At 62.2% G+C, this 20,079-nt stretch carries 18 protein-coding genes; all 18 read left to right on the plus strand.

What is annotated here, in order from left to right; all coding sequences use genetic code 11:
* Window positions 1–216: 216 nt before the first annotated feature.
* On the plus strand, window positions 217–909 hold the full coding sequence (locus M8N44_RS05560; RefSeq protein ID WP_102727139.1) for a sugar transferase: 693 nt from the start codon (window positions 217–219) through the stop codon (window positions 907–909).
* Window positions 906–1,688: a polysaccharide biosynthesis/export family protein gene (locus tag M8N44_RS05565; RefSeq protein ID WP_022397302.1), complete on the plus strand. Its 783-nt coding sequence runs from the start codon at window positions 906–908 to the stop codon at window positions 1,686–1,688. Before M8N44_RS05560 ends, M8N44_RS05565 begins: the two co-directional genes overlap by 4 nt.
* A gap of 71 nt (window positions 1,689–1,759) precedes the next feature.
* Window positions 1,760–4,129, plus strand: coding sequence for a GumC family protein (locus tag M8N44_RS05570; RefSeq protein ID WP_022397303.1), 2,370 nt, complete (start codon window positions 1,760–1,762; stop codon window positions 4,127–4,129).
* Window positions 4,130–4,195: 66 nt separating this feature from the next.
* On the plus strand, window positions 4,196–4,801 hold the full coding sequence (locus M8N44_RS05575) for a tyrosine-protein phosphatase (protein ID WP_022397304.1): 606 nt from the start codon (window positions 4,196–4,198) through the stop codon (window positions 4,799–4,801).
* 54 nt (window positions 4,802–4,855) lie between these two features.
* Window positions 4,856–5,632: a glycosyltransferase family 2 protein gene (locus tag M8N44_RS05580; RefSeq protein WP_102722459.1), complete on the plus strand. Its 777-nt coding sequence runs from the start codon at window positions 4,856–4,858 to the stop codon at window positions 5,630–5,632.
* Between the two features lie 30 nt (window positions 5,633–5,662).
* The gene (locus M8N44_RS05585; protein ID WP_146019277.1) at window positions 5,663–6,817 is read left to right on the plus strand and encodes a glycosyltransferase; all 1,155 of its coding nucleotides are present in this window, start codon (window positions 5,663–5,665) and stop codon (window positions 6,815–6,817) included.
* A complete protein-coding gene (locus M8N44_RS05590) occupies window positions 6,796–8,001 on the plus strand; it encodes a glycosyltransferase (protein WP_102727137.1) in 1,206 nt (401 codons plus the stop codon). Before M8N44_RS05585 ends, M8N44_RS05590 begins: the two co-directional genes overlap by 22 nt.
* 14 nt (window positions 8,002–8,015) lie before the next feature.
* A complete protein-coding gene (locus tag M8N44_RS05595) occupies window positions 8,016–9,155 on the plus strand; it encodes a glycosyltransferase (protein ID WP_022397308.1) in 1,140 nt (379 codons plus the stop codon).
* A 22-nt stretch (window positions 9,156–9,177) separates the two neighbouring features.
* Window positions 9,178–10,350, plus strand: coding sequence for a glycosyltransferase (locus tag M8N44_RS05600; protein ID WP_102727136.1), 1,173 nt, complete (start codon window positions 9,178–9,180; stop codon window positions 10,348–10,350).
* Window positions 10,347–11,330: a hypothetical protein gene (locus M8N44_RS05605; protein ID WP_102727135.1), complete on the plus strand. Its 984-nt coding sequence runs from the start codon at window positions 10,347–10,349 to the stop codon at window positions 11,328–11,330. The genes M8N44_RS05600 and M8N44_RS05605 overlap by 4 nt, the downstream gene beginning before the upstream one ends.
* A 16-nt stretch (window positions 11,331–11,346) precedes the next feature.
* Window positions 11,347–12,558, plus strand: coding sequence for an O-antigen ligase family protein (locus M8N44_RS05610; RefSeq protein ID WP_022397311.1), 1,212 nt, complete (start codon window positions 11,347–11,349; stop codon window positions 12,556–12,558).
* On the plus strand, window positions 12,545–13,696 hold the full coding sequence (locus M8N44_RS05615) for a glycosyltransferase family 4 protein (protein ID WP_102749446.1): 1,152 nt from the start codon (window positions 12,545–12,547) through the stop codon (window positions 13,694–13,696). The genes M8N44_RS05610 and M8N44_RS05615 overlap by 14 nt, the downstream gene beginning before the upstream one ends.
* Window positions 13,693–14,829 (plus strand): glycosyltransferase, encoded by a 1,137-nt coding sequence (locus M8N44_RS05620; protein ID WP_102728116.1) that lies wholly within the window; start codon window positions 13,693–13,695, stop codon window positions 14,827–14,829. The genes M8N44_RS05615 and M8N44_RS05620 overlap by 4 nt, the downstream gene beginning before the upstream one ends.
* A complete protein-coding gene (locus tag M8N44_RS05625) occupies window positions 14,826–16,007 on the plus strand; it encodes a glycosyltransferase (protein WP_102728115.1) in 1,182 nt (393 codons plus the stop codon). The genes M8N44_RS05620 and M8N44_RS05625 overlap by 4 nt, the downstream gene beginning before the upstream one ends.
* Before the next feature lie 22 nt (window positions 16,008–16,029).
* Window positions 16,030–17,610, plus strand: a complete 1,581-nt coding sequence (locus tag M8N44_RS05630; protein WP_102728114.1) for a hypothetical protein — start codon at window positions 16,030–16,032, stop codon at window positions 17,608–17,610.
* 34 nt (window positions 17,611–17,644) lie between these two features.
* Window positions 17,645–18,184, plus strand: a complete 540-nt coding sequence (locus M8N44_RS05635) for an LbetaH domain-containing protein (RefSeq protein WP_102728113.1) — start codon at window positions 17,645–17,647, stop codon at window positions 18,182–18,184.
* A 3-nt stretch (window positions 18,185–18,187) separates the two neighbouring features.
* Window positions 18,188–19,036 (plus strand): glycosyltransferase family 2 protein, encoded by an 849-nt coding sequence (locus M8N44_RS05640; RefSeq protein WP_102728112.1) that lies wholly within the window; start codon window positions 18,188–18,190, stop codon window positions 19,034–19,036.
* Between the two features lie 23 nt (window positions 19,037–19,059).
* Complete coding sequence (locus M8N44_RS05645) at window positions 19,060–20,064, plus strand: glycosyltransferase family 2 protein (RefSeq protein WP_102727128.1); 1,005 nt, start codon at window positions 19,060–19,062, stop codon at window positions 20,062–20,064.
* The last annotated feature ends 15 nt before the right edge of the window (window positions 20,065–20,079 follow it).

Here is a 20,079-nt window from a genome sequence, read left to right on the forward strand (position 1 = left end):
ATAAAATATCCAGCGGATTGCAAATCCTATCAAAATAATAGGGTACGATAAATTCCATCATAACACACTTAATTACATATATTTATATACAGAAAACAATAGTTTGAGTTAAATTTTTTTAGTTTTTTAAGGCGCGGGAATGATAAATAAGTATTTTTTCTTTAATGATTACTATTGACATCGGATTTGCAATCCGGTAACTCTGCCGCGCCGCTTATGTACATACATATCTGCAAACCGTTTCTTGGAAGCCTCCTTGCCGGAATAGCTCTCATCATCCTCATTCCGCTGCTGCTGACCGTTTCGGTACTTCTTGTACTTTCTACAGGGAAATCCCCGTTTTTTCTTCAAACGCGCGTAGGGTACAGGGGAAGACTGTTCAAGATCATCAAATTCAAAACGATGAACGACCGGAAGGATGAAAACGGGCAGCTCCTGCCCGATGAGCAGAGGCTGTTCCCGCTGGGGCGCTTCCTCCGCAGCTCCTCCCTGGACGAACTTCCCCAGCTCATCAACATCCTGAAGGGTGACATGGCTTTTGTGGGCCCCCGTCCCTGGATTCCGTCCCAAATGGCCGCGTTCCCGCCCAACTACTGCCGGAAGCGCTGCTCCGTGCGTCCCGGCATCACCGGCATGGCCCAGATCCACGGCCGCAATGGCATCCCCTTCTGCCGCCGCCTTTGCTATGACCTGATCTACGTCCAGAACGTCAATCTGAGAATGGATCTCTCCCTCCTTTTCCAGACGGCCCGCACGGTCGTCATCCGTGAAGGAATCCAGCAGTGCAACGAGGCGTTCCAGAGCAAGCTGGGGCAGACCCTCGTTCATAACGACCTTTCCCTGCCCTCCTCCCCCCCTTCCCAGAAGATCATTCTGAATACCTCCATCCAACCTCTCTCCAACCAATGAACATCAACAACCTAATCAGCAAAGCCGCCCTCTGCTCCGCAGCGCTGGCCGCTTCCTCCCTCCTGCCCTCCTGCGTCAGCCCCAAGGAAGTCCTGTATATCCAGGACGTCTCCGGACAGACCAATGAAAAGATCAAGGGGAATTACCAGACCGTCATCCAGAAGGACGACCAGTTATCCATCACCGTCAGCAGCAAGCAGCCTGAACTGGCCGCCCCCTTTGCCGTCTCCGAAATAGGGTCCAGCAGCCAGGGCACCAGCTCACGAAAGGGTTACCTGGTGGACGCCAACGGCTACATCGTCCTGCCGGTCATCGGAAAGATCAAGGCGGCCGGCAAGACCTGCTCCCGGCTGGGGGATGAAATTGCCGCCACCCTGCGGAACAGGGACTACATCAGCGACGCCTCCGTCAACGTCCAGATCACCAACTTCAAGTTCTCCGTCCTGGGTGAAGTGGCCTCCCCGGGCACCTACAACGTGGACGGCCAGCGCCTGACGATTCTGGAAGCCCTCAGCCGCGCCGGAGACCTGAACATCGACGGCAACCGGGACATCACCCTGATCCGTGAAACCAACGGACGCCGCCAGATCGCCACCGTGGACCTCCGCAGCAAGGACCTCTTCCAGTCCCCCTATTATTACATTCAGCAGAACGACACCATTTACGTGACGCCTGCCGAACGCAAGATCAACACCCGCAGCGATACCGTCCAATACATCGGCTGGACGGCTTCCGGCCTCGGCCTGATTATCGGCATCGTTGCCCTGTGCGCCCTGTAAGCGCACATCCCCCCATTTCCCGCCTTTCCGTCCTCCGGAAAGGCGGAGCCTTCTTTGATTGATTCCTTTTTATGCCAGATACTCCTGCTCCCCCCGCAGCCCCTCCCGCCGAGGAACCGGAATCTTCCCTGTCACTGGATGTCATCACCAGCATCCTTCTGAGACGCTGGTACTGGATTTTGCTCTTCGCCCTTCTCGGAGGCGCCGGAGCCTATTACGTGACCGGCAAGCAGAATTACATTTTTGAAAAAACGGCCAGCGTCATCATGCGGGAATCCAACAAGGATTCCTCCTCCTCGGACCGCATCAAGGTGGAACTGGGCATGGATTCCGGAGCCGCCAACCTGGCCAATGAAAGCTTCATCCTCCGCTCAAGCACAGTGATGCGGAACACGGTGGAGGACCTGACGCTGAACGTCTCCTACTGGAAGCAGCAGGACCTGCGCCAAATAGACCTGTACAAGGACAGCCCCATCACCGTGACGTTTGACGACATCGCGGAGAACCGCTTCTGCACCTTTGACGTTACGCTGGAGCCGGAAAACGCCGTGACGCTGACGTACCATGACGCCGCCGGCAACCCCATCCAGGAGAAAGGGAAGCTCCACGCCCCCATTTCCCTCCCCTTCGCCACCGTCACGGTTTACCCCACCTCCAACATGCCGGAAACCGTTTCCGGGACCACCATCACCGTGCGCCGCATTCCCGTGAACGCCGCTGCGGACCAGCTCCTTGCCAATTTTACGGTCACGCGTCCGGACGCCAAGGAATCCAGCATCCTGCAAATGACGCTGACCTCCACCAATCCGGACAAGGCCGCGGACACGCTGAACAAGCTGATCGCGGTTTACAATGACCACTCCACGGAGGAACGCCGCACGAAGGCGGTGAAGACGAAGGATTTCATCCGGCGGCAGCGCGGCCAGATCGGCGCGGACCTGAAGGAAGTGGACCAGAAAATGGATGATATCAAAATCAAAAACGACATCATCGCAGACACGGAAGCGTCCATCTCCGCAGACTTCAACGCGGCCCAAACCCTGGACAATTCCATCTTTGAGCTCCAGACGCAGATGAAGCTGGCGGACGGCCTGAAGGAAAACCTGGACGCCCTGGGCCACAAGGCGGGTCTCATTTCCCTGGATACCGGCATTGCGGATTCCGGGGTTTCCCGCCAGATTGAAGCCTACAACGCCGCCTATCTGGAATACCAGAAGGTCGCCGGAAGCGCCGGGGGGCAGAACCCCATTGTCGTCACCCTCACGAAGAGGATGGACGCCACCCGCAGCGCGGCGTCCAGGTCCCTGGACAATCTCCGCAACAATCTGGAGCTGAAACTCCAGGAACTCACCAGGAAGAGGCAGGACATCGCCAAGCGGCTGACGGCCACCTCCGGAAAGGCCCGGGAGCTGACCCCCCTGGACCGTGAACACCGGGTGAAGGAGGAACTTTACCTGACGCTTTTAAGCAAGGAGCTGGAAAACGACCTGACGCTGGCCCTGACGGAATCCTCCGCGCGCGTGCTGGAATCCGCCCACGGCACGGATTACCCCATCTCTCCCAACACCAGAAAATCCGTGCTGACCGCGGCGGCGGGGGGCGCCATCGTCTGCATCCTCGGCTTCCTGGGGCTGGCCCTGCTCAACAACAAGATAAAGAACAGGAAGGACCTGAACGCCGTCACGCACCTTCCCGTGGTCGCGGAGCTTCCGGCCATGACCAAGAAGGAGCAGCGGCAGGTGGCCCGCATGTTCACGGATGAACACTCCGTCATTTCTGAGTATTTCCAGATCCTGTGCCACAATGCGGACTCCATGCTCCCCGTCACCCGGAACCAGGGGCACGTCATCCTCCTCACCTCCACCATGCAGGGGGAAGGGAAAACGTTCATCTCCGCCAACCTCGCCATGTCCTTTGCCAACATCGGCAAGCGCGTCCTGGTCATTGACGGGGACCTGCGCAAGGCCTCCCTGTCCAAGCAGCTTGACGGCAAGGGCCGCAAGGGGCTGAGCACCATCCTTCTCCGCAAGGTGGAAGACCCGTTCTCCGTCATCCGCACCCTGCCGGAACATCCCGGAGTGGACATCCTGTACGCCGGGCCCCAGGTTCCCAACCCGGTCACCCTCCTTTCCCTGCCGGAAATGGAGGAGCTCATCCGCCTCTTCAAGGAACGCTATGACGCCGTCATCATTGACTCCCCGCCGTACGGCATCCTGGCAGACACGGCCATCCTCGCCAGCCACGCGGATATTTCCCTGTACGTCATCCGCAGCAACAGGATAGACAAGCGGCACATCGCCACCGTCCAGCAGCTTGCGGAATCCGGCCAGCTTCCCAACATGGGCTTCGTCATCAACGCCGTGGATTTCAAATCCAGCAGCTACAGCTATTACGGCTACGGCTACCACTACGGCAACACCTCCAAGAACAACCCCTCCTGATTCCCGGCCTTGTTTTCCTCCCTCTTTCAACCCAGGTTTAAAACCGCTGCGCTCTGTCCGGACGGAATGGATATGCACTGCCATTTGCTGTGGGGCGTGGACGACGGAGCGCACATCCTCCGGGACAGTCTGGAAATCATTTCCCGATTGAAAGAAAAAGGATTCAGGGGAGCCTATTGCACCCCCCACATCAGCAGCCGCTATCCCTCCAACACGCCCGCCCGCCTGAAGGCCCGCTTCCAGCAGCTTCTGGATGCACTGCCGGACCGGGATTTCGACCTGCGCCTGGCGGCGGAATACATGCTGGACCACCATTTTGAACAGGCGCTTGAGGAGGAAGAGCCGCTCAGCCACGACGGCAGCCACCTGCTCGTGGAGCTTCCCCAGTTCCGCCTTCCCAGCGCCTGGAGGGACAGGCTCCAACTGGTCCAGGAGAAAGGCTTCGTTCCCGTCCTGGCCCATCCGGAACGCTACGGGAAGATCATGCCTCCGGAGGAACTGGCTGCCCTGGCCTCACAGGGAATCAGCTTCCAGGGGAACATAGGCTCCCTGTTCGGGCTTTACGGGAAATCCTGCCAGGCGGCCGCCCGGAAATTCCAGAAGGAAAACCTGTACCTGTGGTGGGGAACAGACGCCCACAATGCCAACATGCTCACCAAACTCCGCCTGTAACACCTTCCCCGCCGGGAAGGGCGGGACGCCCGCTTTTTCCCTGCATCCGCCGCCATGAAAATCACCGTCATCACCGTTTGCCGCAACAGCGCCGCCACTCTCCAGGACACCCTGGAAAGCGTGCTGGCGCAGTCCTGGACCGGCTATGAATACCTGGTCGTGGACGGCGGCAGCACGGACGGCACCCTGGAAATGCTTCAGGACGTTGAAGAGCGCTTCCACGGGCGGCTGAAATGGATTTCCGAACCGGACAACGGCATTTACGACGCCATGAACAAGGGTGTCCGCATGAGTTCCGGAGACGTCGTCGGCTTTCTGAACGCGGACGACTATTACCAGGACAACGGCGTTCTGGAAACCATTGCCGGAGCCTTCGCGCAGCACGGGACGGACGCCGTTCACGGCAACCTGCATTACATCAATGCGGCCCGGAAAGTCGTCCGGACATGGCGCGGAACGGACTACAAGCCCGGCTCCTTCCAGCGCGGATGGTGCCCGGCGCACCCCACGTTCTACTGCAAAAAGGACTGCTTCACCCGCTATGGCGGCTTTGACCCCTCCATCGGCAGCGCGGCGGATTTTGAGCTGATGCTCCGCTTTATTGAAAAGAACCGCGTCTCCACAGCCTATATCGACCGCAACATGGTCTTCATGCGCACCGGCGGTTCCAGCACGGCGGGATTGCGGGCCATCCTGCGCAATACGCGCCAGAACAGGCAGGCCTTCAGGAAAAACAGCCTTCCGTGCCCGTGGCACTACGGCGTCACCCGGCTGCTGTCCAAGGCGGGCACCACGGGCAATCCCGTCCGCTACTTTTTCCAAACCCGGTAATATCCCCTTTCACTGTCCCATTTGCCTTCCATGAACCTGCTCTTCTATTTTGACCATCCCATCCTGCCCCATGCGGGCGGAACGGAACGGGCGGCGTATCTTCTGGCGCAGGCCCTGTCACGGCACGGCCACCGGGTTTCCTTCCTGTCCCTCCGGGGCGCGGATTCACTGCCTGCGGAACCGCCTTATTTCCTCCTTCCCCGCACAGGCACGCTCTCCTGCGCGGAAAACAGGGAGTACGTGGAAACCCTGTGCGCCGGGCAGCAGACGGACTGCATCATCAACTGCGGAGCCAACCAGGACGACTCCTTCTTTTTCAGCCATGAGCGCCTTTCCGTCCAGGCGTCCATCGTCTCCTGGATCTCCTTTGACGTCCATACCGGGCTGGATTACTTTTCCGCCCTGCTCCGGAAGGATTTCAGCACCTGGGGCAACACCGTGAAAACGCTGCTGCGCCGGGCGCTCCTGCCGTACAAAAAGCATGTGGCCGTCAGCAACAAGAGGAGGAAATACAGGGACATGTTCCGCGGCTCGGACAAGGTGGTGTTCCTTTCCCCCCGCTACACGGAAGACGCCCTTCAACTGGCGGGCGAACCGGAAAGGGCGCGCCTGTACGCCATCCCCAACCTGCTGACCTATGATCCCGTGCAGCCCGGCCTTTCCGGGAAGGAAAACGCCGTTCTTTACGTGGGGAGGCTGGTGGATTCCCCCAAGAAGGCGGACCGCCTGCTGAAGGTCTGGAAAAGGGTGCAGCCCCTGCATCCGGACTGGCGCCTGTACCTGGTCGGGGACGGCCCGGAACGCGGCAACCTGGAACGGCTGGCGGCACGGCTGAACCTGGAAAACGTCCATTTTGAAGGAGTGCAGGACCCCGCGCCCTACTACCGGAAGGCCCGGATACTCTGCCTCACCTCCACGCACGAAGGCATGCCCATGGTGATTAACGAGGCCCTTTCCTACGGCTGCACCCCCATCGCCTTCAACAGCTTCCACGCTGCTGAAGATATGCTGCCGGACCGGGAGACGGGGCGGCTCATTCCGCCCTTCAGCCTGCGCCTCTTCGCCCGGGAGCTGGATGAGCTGATGAGCGGCCCCTACGTGCCGCCCAGCACCAGGGTATTAACCAATTATCAACCGGAAAAAGTGATTCCCCTCTGGATGGAATGCCTGCAAGAACAACCATGAGCAACATCGTCATCTATCTCCCTTACGAGCCTCTGGGCAAGCAGGGCGGCATGGAGCGCGCCACCCATGGCCTGGCTGAAATGCTGCGGGACGCCGGACACAGGGTTCTGCTGCTCTGCCGTGAGAAAAACAGGCTGGGGGAAACGTACTTTGCGCCCGTTCCCCTCGCCTTCCTTCCTTCCGGCCTTTCCCGCAGCGGAGAGAGGGACTACCTGCTGAAACTGCTGCGGGAGGAAAAGACGGACGTGCTTATTGACCAGACGGAGGGGGGCGTCACGGGCCGCTGGGGCATCTTCCGCACGCGCACCCAGATGGAGGAGGCTCCCGTGAAGCTGGTCGCCGTGCAGCACAGCTCCCAATACTCCGCCCTGCGTTATTACCATCTTGTCCACAAGCGCCGGGGCGCCGCCTCCTTCTCCGGAAAATGCAGGGACTTCCTGTTCAACGCACTGGCGCTCCCCGTGAAGCGGCTCCGGGCGCGGCGGCTGCAAAAAAGCCTGTTCCGGGAACTGGCGGCCAATTATGACCGCATCGTCACTCTTTCCCGCGGCGGCATGGAGGAATTCCGGCTGCTGGCTCCCGGCACGCCTGCGGAAAAACTGGCGGCCATTCCCAACCCCGTCCCGCCGATTGAAGCGCCGCCCCTGCCGCAGGAAAAGGAACAACGCGTCCTCTTCGTCGGCAGGCTGGACAACTCCGTCAAGGGCGTGGACAGACTGCTGAGGATATGGGCGCGCGCCGGAAAATCCCTGCCGGACTGGCACCTGGACATTGTGGGAGACGGCCCGGACGCCGCCGCCCTGAAAGAACTAGCGGAACGCCTGCGACTTTCCAACGTTTCCTTTGAAGGCTTCCGGAACCCGGCCCCCTATTACCGGCGGGCCTCCATCTTCTGCATGACCTCCACGTTTGAGGGCTTCGGGCTGGTTCTGCCGGAAGCCATGCAGCACGGCTGCGTTCCCATGGCCTTCAACAGCTACGCCGCCGTGCGCGACCTCGTCATCCCCGGTGAAACCGGCATCCTGGCCCCCCCCTTTGACGAGGAGGAATACGCGCGCCAGCTCCTCCGCCTGATGCAGGACGACCCCCTCCGCTCCGCCATGGCGCAGGCAGGCCCGCAGCATGCCGCCCTTTTCTCCCCGGCGAACGTCGTGCGGGAATGGAACTCCCTGCTTCAGCACTAACCGTCCACCTTTCAATGAAGATTCTCTTTTGTTTCATGGGCACGCTCAATCCATCCTGCGGCGGGGTGGAGCGCACCATGTGCAATCTGATTCATGAATTGCAGGCCCATGGGCATGAATGCGCCATCGTGAGCTGGTACCGGAACACCCCCTACGAGCCCTTTTCCGGGATTCAGAAAATCCTGCCCACTCCTTCCTCCCGGATAAGGGAGGAGCGGCAGGCGGCTTTCAGGCAGGCCCTGGAGGAACGGCAGCCGGATATCATCATTCATGACGGGGAACTGCTGGGGGCGGGAGCCCTGTTCCCCGGTCCGGCAGGCAGGAAGCGCCTTCTGGAAGCCTTTTCCGGGAAAACTCCCGCCATTGTCGACATGCACCACTCGGACATCCGCGGCCGCCTCCGCGCGCCTTTCCTGAAAAGGATGTATTACAACGTCACGTGGCGCAGGAATTTCTATCTCCGCATCTCGCAGGCGGACGCCTTCGTCGTCCTGTCAGAGTCCTTCAAACAGGACTTTTACGACTTTCTGCCGGGAGTCCGGAAGGAAAAAATCACCGCCATCCCCAACATGAATTCCTTTGAGAACGGGAGCATCCCTTCCGGAAAGGCCAGGGAAGTCCTGTTCGTGGGGAGGCTGGACAATCCAGTGAAGGGGGTGGACCGCCTGCTGAAGATATGGAGCATGGTCTGCCGCCGGGAACCCGGCTGGTTCCTGCGCATCGTGGGGGACGGACCGGACCGGGAATACCTGGCCGCGCTGGCGGAGGAATGCGGCTGCACCAACTATTCCTTTGAAGGAGCCACGGACCATCCGGAAGAATACTACCGCAAAGCCGGAATCCTGTGCATGACGTCCACCTTTGAGGGCTTCGGCATGGTCCTGATTGAAGGCATGCAGCACGGCTGCATCCCGATGGCCTTTGAATCCTTTACCGCCGTGCGGGACATCATTGAACCGGACCGGACCGGAATCCTGGTCCCTCCCTTTGACCTGGAGCAGTACGCCGCCCGGCTCCTGGACCTGATGAGGGACGGAGGGAAGAGGGAAGCCATGTCCGCGGCCTGCTTCCGGAGCAGCGGGAAATTCGGCAAATCCCGCATCGCCGGACTGTGGGAAAACCTGCTCTCCAAGCTGGCGGAAAAGCCCAGATGAACCGAACCCTTTCCGTTTACTCATGAATATCTGTTTCATCGCCTGGGAACATTTCGGCGTGGGGGGAGTCTCCCGCGTCCTGACGCGCATCATGAATGCGCTGTGCCGGGAGCATGAAATCAGCGTGTACTGCCTGCGGCGCCCACCGCTGGAAAACGCGTACGGGCTGGACCTGGAGAACATCCGCTTTTTCCACCATGAAATGAACGTTTACGAGAAAATGAGGCGTTCCGTGATGGACAGGCTCGTCACCCGGACTCCCCTGTTCTCCTCCTCCGCAGGCGCCCGCGCGTACGCTTTCCTGCGGTACACGCATTCCTTTAAAAAGCGCCTCACCAGCCACATCAACCGCCACCAATATGACGCCGTCGTCTTCGGGTCCGGCTTTGAGGACTCCCTGCTGCTCGCCCTGCTCCGGCCGCGGCTTTCCCCCCGCACCAGAATCATCTCCTGGTCCCACGCGGCCTATGAAGACTACTTCGGGTTCAAGGGCCCCCATTTCTCCCGTTACTTCCGCCATGCGCTCAAGCGGTTCTACCACCGCTTCGACCAAATCGTCGTCCTGTCGGACCACGACAGGCGGAACTTTGAAACGCGCCAGCACCTGGCAACGCGGCGCATCTACAACCCGGCCAGCTTCACGGCGGAACGGCATTCCGCGCTGACGTCAAAAACGTTCGTCTTCGCGGGCTCCCTGTCCTCCCACAAGGGGGCGGACCTGGCCCTGGTGGCATTCGGGGAATTCAGCAGGAATAACGGGGAATGGAACCTGCACGTGTACGGAGACGGCCCCCTGCGCCCGTGGATGGAGGAATTCATCCGGGAACACGGCCTGCAATCCCGCGTTCGCCTGCACGGCAGCCACACAGCCATGGAGCGGGAATACCCCAAACACGCCATTCTGCTCTTCCCCTCCCGGTGCGAGGGCTTCGGCCTCGTGCAGATTGAGGCCATGAGCTGCGGCCTCCCCGTCATCGCCGCAGACATCCCCATCTGCCGGGAACTCATACGGGACAGCGGAGCGGGGCGCCTGTTCCCCGCCGGGGACAGCCGCGCCCTGTGCGGAGCCATGCACTCCATGGCCGGGGAAGACCTGGCACTGTACGCGCGGAAGGCGCGCGCGCAGGAACAATTTTTCACGCTGGAACGGATTATCCGCGAATGGAACGGCATGCTCAAGGAGGTGAACCCATGAAAAAGCTTCTTCTGCTGGAACCTGTCCGCAAAAAGGGGAACCACCAGTTCTTCATGGACTGGTTTGCCCGGGCGTGGCAGGCCTGTGGGGGCGGCATCAAGCGCAGGCGCCCCCTTCCCTGGCCCGCGCTGCTGGCCGTGGCCCGGCTGAAGCTGTCCGCCAACCTGCCTCCGCTTTCCTCCCGCCGGAACGCCCTGCTGGTCCCCGGCGCGGGCTATCCGGACTCCTTCGCATGGCCGCATGCCTACACGCATGAAATCATCCCCATGCTGTGGGACGTCTGGCCGCGGTACTGGCCGCGCCTCATCTCCTCCCTGAAGCGCCACCGCGTCCGCACCTTCCTGTGCACCTCCTCCCAGGTCTGCGAACACGTCCGGAAGGAACTGCCCCGTATCCGGACCGTCCACGTTCCGGAAGGCATTGACCCGGCGGGCTACCTGCCCGGAAAGGACCTCCGGGAAAGGCCCGCCGATATTCTGGAGCTCGGCAGGCAGATGCCCTTCTTCCACCGCGCCGCCGTCCGGGCCTGCCGGGAACATCCCGAATGGGTTCATCTGTTCCCCGCCGCGGAGGGTCCCCTCCTGTTCCCGGACTTCCGCTCCCTCTGCGAGGGGCTGGCCTCCGCAAAAATCACCGTCTCCTACCCCCGCTGCGATACGCACCCGGCCATGGCCGGAGAGGTGGAAACCCTGACCCAGCGCTACTGGGAATGCATGCTGTCCCGCACGCTCCCGGCAGGCAGGGCCCCGCAGGAACTGGTCAACCTGCTGGGGTACAATCCCGTCGTTGAAATAAGCGAACGGAACGCCCATGAACAAATCACGAACCTTTTAACGAACATTTCCTCCTATCAGGACCTGGTGGATAAAAACTACCGGGCGGCCTGCGAGCACGCTCCCTGGGAAGCGCGGATAGCCTCCCTGCTCCCGCAGCTGGAACGCCTGGGCTACCGGATAGGAACGCCTTCCCCGTCCGCATGAATTTCCCCTGAACAGCATGGCATCCCTTCTGCAATACATCAAGAAACACGGAACCTGGTCATTCCTGGTAATGGCGGCGATCGCCTCCACCATGACGGGCGCCATCTCCTTTCTTGCCCCCCTGTATCCGGTGATGCTGGCGGTGGCCGCTGCGGTGTGCGTGACGAAAATGAAGAAGACCAGCATGCCCCTGGTCATCATGGCGGCGGCATGCGTCCTCAGCCTGGCGTTCAACCATCCGCCCGCCATTTTCAAGCCCTGGTACCGCCTGGCCTATTTCCTTCTCCTCCTGCTGGCGCTTACCCCGCTGACTTCCTCCCGCCTGTTGAACGCGTTCCGCCTGAACCTGTTCCTCTGGCTCATGCGCTTCTGCGTCTTCATCGGGGCCGGCTCCTTCATCGGCTACTTCCTGGGCATCAACTACATGCGCTACAATACCAGTGAGATGATCAATGTGGCGGGCCTCTTCGGGGGGCTGGTCTGGCAATCCATCACGCTGGGCCTGCTCGCCGGGCTGGGGCTGGTTTATCTGACCGTCCTCCATCTGGAAAACCGGGATTCCGGCAGGAAGGAGACCAAACTCCGCCTGGGCCTGATGGTCGCGTGCCTGGGCTCCATCCTGCTTTCCGCCTCCCGCTCCGCCCTGGTAGCCACCCTGATGGGGGTGGGGTACGTCTTCTTCATGTACTTCAGGCATGCCCCCAAAAAGCTTTTCCGGGCGCTGCTCGCCCTGTTCTTCCTGGGCATTCTGCTGGTGCCCTTTGTCCAGCACTTCGGCGCCAACACGCTTGCCAAGCAGCAGGCCAACCTGAGCATGGGGAGCGCCATGTCCTCCCGCACCCAGTTGTGGGAAGACCGCGCAACGGAGTTCCTTTCCTCCCCCCTGTACGGCGTGGGGTTCGCCTCACAGAAAATCATTTCATTCAAGCAATCCCTGGTGACCGGCATCATTGAACCGGGCACGTCCTACGGGGCCGTGTTCGCCATGACAGGACTGCTGGGGGGAATTCCCTTCCTCTTCATCCTGTTCGGCAACCTGCTCAAACGCCCGTTCCGCGCGCCGGGCTCTCCGCCCGTTTCCCCGGCGCAGGCGGCCCTGGCCCTCTTCGCCGTCCACATGATTGCGGAAGGGTACGTCTTTGCAGCCGGTTCCGGACTTTCCGCCGTCTTCTGGGCCGTCATCGGGGGGGCCCATGCGTACCGCAACCTGCCCAATGGAGGAAAATAACACCATGCAATTCGTCTTCTGGCAAAACATGATCAGCATCCACCAGTCAGCCCTCATCAAGGCGCTGGCCCGGGAGCACGGCGTCCTGCTGGCGGTCCAGACGGACTTTGAAGGGGAGAGGGAATCCAGCGGCTGGACGGTGCCGGACATGGGGAACGCCCGCATCCTCATCTCCCCGGACGCCCGGACGGTGGAGGAAACCCTGCGCGCCCATCCCGCGGCCGTCCACGTCTTTTCCGGCATCAGCACCTACCCGATGGTTTACGCGGCGTTCAAGCAGGCCGTCCGCCGCGGCCTGAAAACCATGGTGTACGCGGAACCCTACCGCCGCCAGGGCTGGCGCGGCTTGCTCAGGAGCGTCAAGTACCGCTTTCTCCGCCTGCGGTACGGGAAAAAGATCGCGGCCCTGCTGGCGACGGGGCGGCTGGGCGTGGAATGCTACCGCCGCGCCGGATTCCCGGCGGACTCCGTCTTTGAATGGGGCTATTTCACGGAATCAGCCGCATCCGCGGCTGGCGCGGAAACTCCCGCCATGTCTCCCCCCGCTCCCGGGGAAAAGCCCGATCTCCTGTTCGTGGGCCAGCTCATCCCCCGGAAGAACCTCCTGCCCTTCCTCCGCGCGGCCCGGCAATGCCGCGGCGCCTTCCGCCGCTGCCTCGTGGTGGGGGACGGCCCGCTGCGGGAACAGGCCGCCCTGGAGGCGCAGGGCTGCGCGCAGATTTCCCTGCTGGGCACGCAGGGGAATGAAGAAACGCGCCGCCTGATGCGGCAGTGCGACCTGCTCGTCCTGCCCAGCCTGTTTGACGGGTGGGGAGCCGTGGTGAATGAGGCCCTCCAGGCCGGCATGAGGGTGCTGTGCTCCACGGCGTGCGGAGCCGCCAGCCTGCTTGACGGCCGCCAGCGCGGCGGCTCCTTTGACCCGGACCGTCCGGAAAGCCTGCGCCGCGCCCTGCGGGAATGGCTGGACAAGGGCCGCCTCTCCCCCGCGGAACGGAACGCCATCGCCGCGTGGGCGGAACAAACCATCAGCGGAGCCGCGGCGGCCCGCTATCTGGTCCATATCGTTCATTATACGGAAGGCCGGGAAGAAAACCGCCCCGCAGCTCCCTGGGCTCCACTCAAGGAAACGGCATCATGAAGATCCTGCACACCATCGCCTCCATGGCCTCCCAGTCCGGGGGAACCACGGCCTGCACCCGCGAACTGGTGCAGACCCTGAACGACCTCGGCTGCGCTACGGACATCCTCACTGTGGAGGACAAGGCCGGGAATCCCGCGGAAGAGGAAAGCTCCTTCATCCACGCCGTCCCCAACGACCTCCGCACCCCTCTGGGCATTTCCATGAATCTGCGCCGCCGGCTCGGGGCCTGGCGGGACTACGACCTTTACCACACCAACGGCCTGTGGCTGGACGTCAACCACGCCACCTGCGCGCAAGCCCGGAAAACGCGCAAGCCCTGCGTGGCCTCCCCCCACGGCATGCTTTACCCGCAGGCGCTGGCCATCAAGCCGTGGAGGAAAAAGCTCATGCTGGCGCTGGGCCACCGCCGGGACCTGGCGCAGGCGGACTGCCTTCACGCCACCTGCCGGGAGGAAGCGCGGCACCTGCGCGAACTGGGCTTTGCCAACCCCGTGGCGGTCATCCCCAATCCGGTGGCCGTGCCTTCATGGATTGACCAGATCCGGCGGAGAGAGGGAGAGCGTTTCCGCGCCGGGTTCCTGGGCCGTTTCCACCCCATTAAAAATCTGGAAAGCCTCATCCGGGCCTGGGGCAGCCTCAACCTCCGGGACGCGGAGCTCCTTCTCATCGGGGACGGCCCGGAGGACTACGCAGCGCAGTTGAAACGGCTGGCGGCGGAAGTGGGCGGCCCCGGCATCCGCTTTACGGGCTTCGCCGCGGGGAGGGAGAAATACGAACTGCTCGCCTCGCTCAACGTCCTCTGCGCTCCCAGCCATCAGGAAAACTTCGGCATGAGCATTGCGGAAGGGCTGCTGGCGGGAACGCCCGTCATCGCCAGTAAAGGAACGCCGTGGGAGGAGCTGGATACCCGCCGATGCGGCTGGTGGCGGGACAACAGCCCCGCCGCCCTGGCCGCCGCGCTGGAAGAAGCCTTCAACCTCACGCCGGAGGAAAGCCGCGCCATGGGGGACCGCGGGCGCAGCCTCATCATGGAAACCTACGCCTCGCCCCAGGTGGCCGCCAGCATGAAACGCCTGTACCGTTACCTGCTGGGGCAGGAACCCAAACCGGAATTCGTCGACCTTTCATGAACCTCCTCTTTCTGCTTGGGAAATTCCCCTCCATAGGCGGCGTGGAAACCGTCACCGCCATTCTGGCGAATGAATTCTCCGCACGGGGCCATGAGGTGCATGTGGTCTCCTTTGAACAAGTGACGGAGACGCCCTCCCCCGCGCTGGACAGCCGCGTCACCCTGCACCGGCTGGGCTATCCTGTCTCCAGCCAGGCCAATCTCGCCGCCCTCCGGGACCTCCTCTCCTCCCGCCGCATTGACATCGTCATCAACCAGTGGTGCCTGCCCTTCCACGTCACCCGGCTGTGCCGGAAGGCCATGCGGGGCCTCTCCTGCCGCCTGCTGGCCGTGCACCACAACGCCCCGGACTGCAACGCGCGGCTGGAAGGCCTCAGAATGCGCATGGCCCGGGCGGGGAATCCGGTAAACAGGGCCTTCCTGCGCCTCCTGCTGAAAGGCTGCGCCATGGCTACCGGGGCCAGCCTGCGCTACGTTTATGCCCATAGCGACCGTTACATCCTCCTTTCCGACAGCTTCCACCGGGCCTTCCGGAACATCACCGGACTGAAGAATACCGGGAAACTCCTGACGATTCCCAACCCCGTCACCGTGGAAAACCGGGAATTCCGCTATGATCCGGCCTTCAAGAAGAAGGAGCTTCTTTTTGTGGGGCGGCTGGAACCCAACCAGAAGAGAGTCTCCCGCGTGCTGGAAACGTGGGCCCTGCTGGAACCCCGCTTCCCGGACTGGACCCTCCGCCTGGTGGGGGACGGCCCGGAAAAGGAGGCCCTTCAGGCATTCTGCGCGGAGCGCCGCCTGGAACGTGTCTCCTTTGAGGGCTTCCGGAACCCGGCCCCGTATTACGAACAGGCCTCCCTGCTCCTTCTGGCCTCGGAATACGAGGGACTGCCGCTCGTCGTGGTGGAGGGCATGTCCTTCGGCGCCGTGCCTCTTCTCTATGGAAGCTTCTCTTCCGCGTATGACCTGGTGGACCACGGGCAGAACGGCTGCATCCTGCCGGCGTCCGGCGGGTTCCAGGCGCGGCAGATGGCTGACATGGCCGCCGGGCTGATGCAGTCCCCCGCCGCCCTGCACGCCATGGCGCGGGAAGCCGCCGCCAAAAGCCGGAAATTCACGCGGGAACACGTCGTCCGCCAGTGGGAGGAAGTCTTCCGCAATAATACGCCCACCCCCTAGCAGAACTTCATTCAGCCACCTCATGGAACAGACACGGAAAAACACGGACACAGCGTTCACCATCAGCGGCAGGCTCCTGGCTTCCTGCGCCGTGGCCTATATGGCTCTGCCCACCATCCTCTTCCTGCTGGGCTGGGTCAGGCCCCTGTTCTCCGTTCCGGCGGCCATGGCCGTGGCGGCGGCTTCCGTCCTGCTGTGCGTGAAGCTCCCGGTCCCCACGCTTCACTTCACCAGGCGGCAGCTGGCCGTTTACCTCTGCGCCCTTCTTCTTTCCCTCCTGTGGCTGCTGGCGGGAGGAATAACGGGGGTGGCCCTCCAGCACGCGGACTTCGTGGTCCGCAACCCCATTTACGAAACACTCATCCGGTGCGACTGGCCGCTGGCGGAAGCGGACGGCAGGCACTTCATCTACTACCTCGCCTTCTGGCTGCCTCCGGCCCTGATATGCAAATGCTTCTCCTGGTCGGACGTCTTCATCGTCAACTATGTCCTGACCGCCTGGATTGAACTGGGCCTGGCGCTGGCGCTCACGGTCCTCTGGGGCAAATTCCGCATGGCCACCCTGCTCTTCCTGGTCCTGCTCATCTTCCAGGGCCCGCTGGACGGCGTGGTCAGATGGAGCGTTCATTTATTCAACCCGCAGGGGCAGACGGCCCATGAACTTTACCTGACGGTGCTGGCCTTCTTCGGCGGCGTGGCCCCCACCATGCAGCTCCATTACACCTTTCACCACACCACGCTGCTGTGGCTGTTCCTCGCCATGGCGGTTGCCTGGGACATACCGCCCCGGCACCAGCTCTTCCTGGCCTCCCTGTGCCTGCTGGCCTCCCCCATCGGTTCGCTGGGCCTGCTGGTCTTCATTGCCGTCCGCGCGCTGGTCCGCCGCATTCCCGCCAGGCAGTACTTCTCCTCCTGGACGGTGCTGGCGGGCGGCGCGCTCGTCCTGCTGGCCGGAATCTACTTCACGAGCAGCAACGGGAACAACCGCATCCGCCTGACCTGGGAGGACTCCCCCTTTGACCTGCTCCGGCACGGCGGCTGGAAATTCTGGGGCGCGCTGGCCGGGTCCTGGCTGCTGACGGTCGGCGCTCCGGCGGTCCTCCTGTTCCGCCGGTTTAAAAAAGACGACCTCTTCTGGACCGCGCTGGCCGTTCTGACCCTCACCTACTTCATTTACATAGGTTCCGTGGGCGGCTACAATGAGTTCTGCTACAAGGCCTCAAGCGTCAGCTTCTTCTGCCTGGCCCTCCTTTTCACCCGCATCTTTGCGGAGCCGGTGGGCACCCGCCCGTGGCGCGCATGGTGCGTCTGCTATCTGGCGCTGGCGGCCCTGCCCAGCCTCTCCGTCTTCGCCAAGGCCGCGCCCACGCTCGCCTTCACGGAATCCGCGCGACTTGCCAACATGCAGCGTCTGTGGGAGGGCCACCTCCACCACCCGGAGCATCCCTGGAACGCCCCGCTATGGGGCAGCGGAGAGGGAGCCGCCTTCCGGGCCGCCTATTTCCAGAAAGCAGGGGAATCCGCGGACGGCCCCCTGCGCCCCTTCTCCACCGGAATGAGAACAGACGCGGAACCTTCCGCCGCTCCGGCCTCCCGGCCCTGAACGCCTTTCACCATTCAAACGACATCCTCCCGCCATGAACCTGTCCCGTTACCAGGAACACTACTCCCTCAGCCACCGCCTCAAACGGTACGGCTGGTACGTCATCAACCGGACCCTCTTCCGGATGATGGCCACCAACGCCATGAAGGTGCCCCGGAATCTGCTGCTGCGCCTGTTCGGGGCAAAAATACCGCTCGTCTCCCTCGTGTACCCCAGCAGCAGGATATGGGCGCCGTGGAACCTCTCCATGGGGGAATACGCCTGCATCGGCCCGGATACGGAAATCTACAACAAGGCCCCCATCTCCATCGGCAGCCACGCCGTCATCTCCCAGGGAACCTTCCTCTGCACGGCCTCTCATGACATTTCAGACCCCGGCCACGCCCTCGTCACCGCCCCCATCACCGTGGAAGACCGGGCCTGGGTGGCGGCGCAGGCCTTCGTGGGCATGGGGGTGACAATAGGCACGGGAGCCGTGGTAGGAGCCCGCAGCACCGTCTTCAGGGACGTGGCCCCCTGGACGGTAGTGGGAGGGAATCCGGCCAAGTTCATCAAACAACGCACGCTCCGCTGAACCATGCTCGACCTTTCCGTCATCATCCTTGCCAAGAATGAGGAACTTCACATCCGCCGCTGCCTGGAGAACATCCTTCCGGCGGCCAAAGAAGTTTTCGTCATCGACTGCTTTTCCACGGACAACACCGCCGCCATCTGCCGGGAATACCCCCGCGTGCAGGTCCTCCAGCACGAATGGCCCGGCCTCTACGCCCCGCAATTCAACTGGGCGCTGGACCACTGCCCCATCACCACCGCCTGGGTTCTGCGCCTGGACGCGGACGAGTGGTTCATGCCGGAAGCCCTGGAGGAGCTGAAGGAAAAATTGCCCGCCCTTCCCCCGGACGTCACCGGAGTCATCCACAAGCGCAGGCACATCTTCCTGGGCCGGTGGATGAAGCACGGCGTTTACCCGGTCAAGCTGCTGCGCCTGTTCCGGCACGGAGCGGCCAGATGCGAACAGCGCCATATGGACGAGCACATGGAGCTCAGCCGCGGGCGCGCCGTGGAATTCGAGCACGACTTCGTGGACGAGAACCTGAACGGACTGGGCTGGTGGGCGCACAAGCACGTGGACTACTCCGCCCGGGAGCTGGCTGACCTGGAAGACATTCTTTCCTCCGCTGCGGCGGACTCCGGCATCAACGGGCAGGCGGAAAGGAAGCGCGCCATGAAGGAACGCTACGCCCGGCAGCCTCTCTTCTGGCGCTCCTTCGCCTACTTCTGCTACCGCTACTTCCTCAAGCTGGGTTTTCTGGACGGACGGGAAGGATTTTTGTGGCATTTCATGCAGGGCTGGTGGTACAGAACCCTCGTGGACGCCCGGCAATTTGAGAAACAGAAAAAAGGCTCCGGCAAGACGGCGCGCTGACCCCCATTTCTTCCCGCTTTTCCATGAATCCCTTCTTTTCCATCATCATTCCCGTTTACCGTTCCGGCCCCTTTCTCCGGGATTGCCTGGATTCCGTCAGGAACCAGGCCATGACGGACTGGGAATGCATCTGCATCAATGACGGCTCTCCGGACGGGAGCGGCGCCATTCTGGACGAATACGCCCGGAAGGACGCGCGCTTCACTGCCATCCACCAGGAAAACCGCGGCGTGAGCGCCGCCCGCAACGCGGGCCTTTCCCGGGCGCGGGGAACCTGGACCGCCTTCGTGGACGGGGACGACTCCGTGGAGCCGGACATGCTGGCCTGCCTTCATGACGCCGCCCTCCGCACGCCGGAAGCCGCGCTCCACTGCTACGGAATCAGCAAGGACTTCCACACGGGCTGCCGCCTTACCCGCACGGAAACCGCGCTGCCCAGCCGGGACCAGTACATTCCCGCGGAAGAAACGGGCGCCTTCCTGCGCTACCTGCTGACCAGCTTGGACATGGAATCCTCCTGCAACAAACTGTTCCGCACGGAGCTTCTGGAAAAAAACGGCATCCGCTTCAACGCCTCCGCGGTGGTGTTTGAGGACTTCCAGTTCGTCCTGGACTACCTCTCCGCCTGCGCTCCGGGCATCAGCCTGGTGAAAAGGGCCTTCTACCACTACCGGGTGCGGGAGGAGGAAAACGGCGCGGCCAAGCGCAGCCGCTTCAACCTCGTGCAGGACATAGACATGCTGGCAGCCAAATTCCTGGCGTGGACGGACACGCTGGCCCTCCCGCAGGAAGACGTTCCCGTGGTCAAAGGCTACATCCTGCAAAAAATCAACGTGATCTTCCACGCCCTCCAGCAGCAGCCCTACGCCGCCCGCAAGGCGGTGTTCCGGGACTTCCTCTCCAGCGGACTGGCCGCGCGCGGAGCTGACCTGCGCCTGTGCGGCCCCTACTTCCACCTGGTCTGCCGCCTGCTGGCCGCACGCAGGTACCGCATGGCCCATCTCCTGCTGAAAACAAGGCATCTTTAACGCCTCATGCGCCAC

Source organism: Akkermansia massiliensis (assembly GCF_023516715.1).
Lineage (GTDB): Bacteria > Verrucomicrobiota > Verrucomicrobiia > Verrucomicrobiales > Akkermansiaceae > Akkermansia > Akkermansia massiliensis.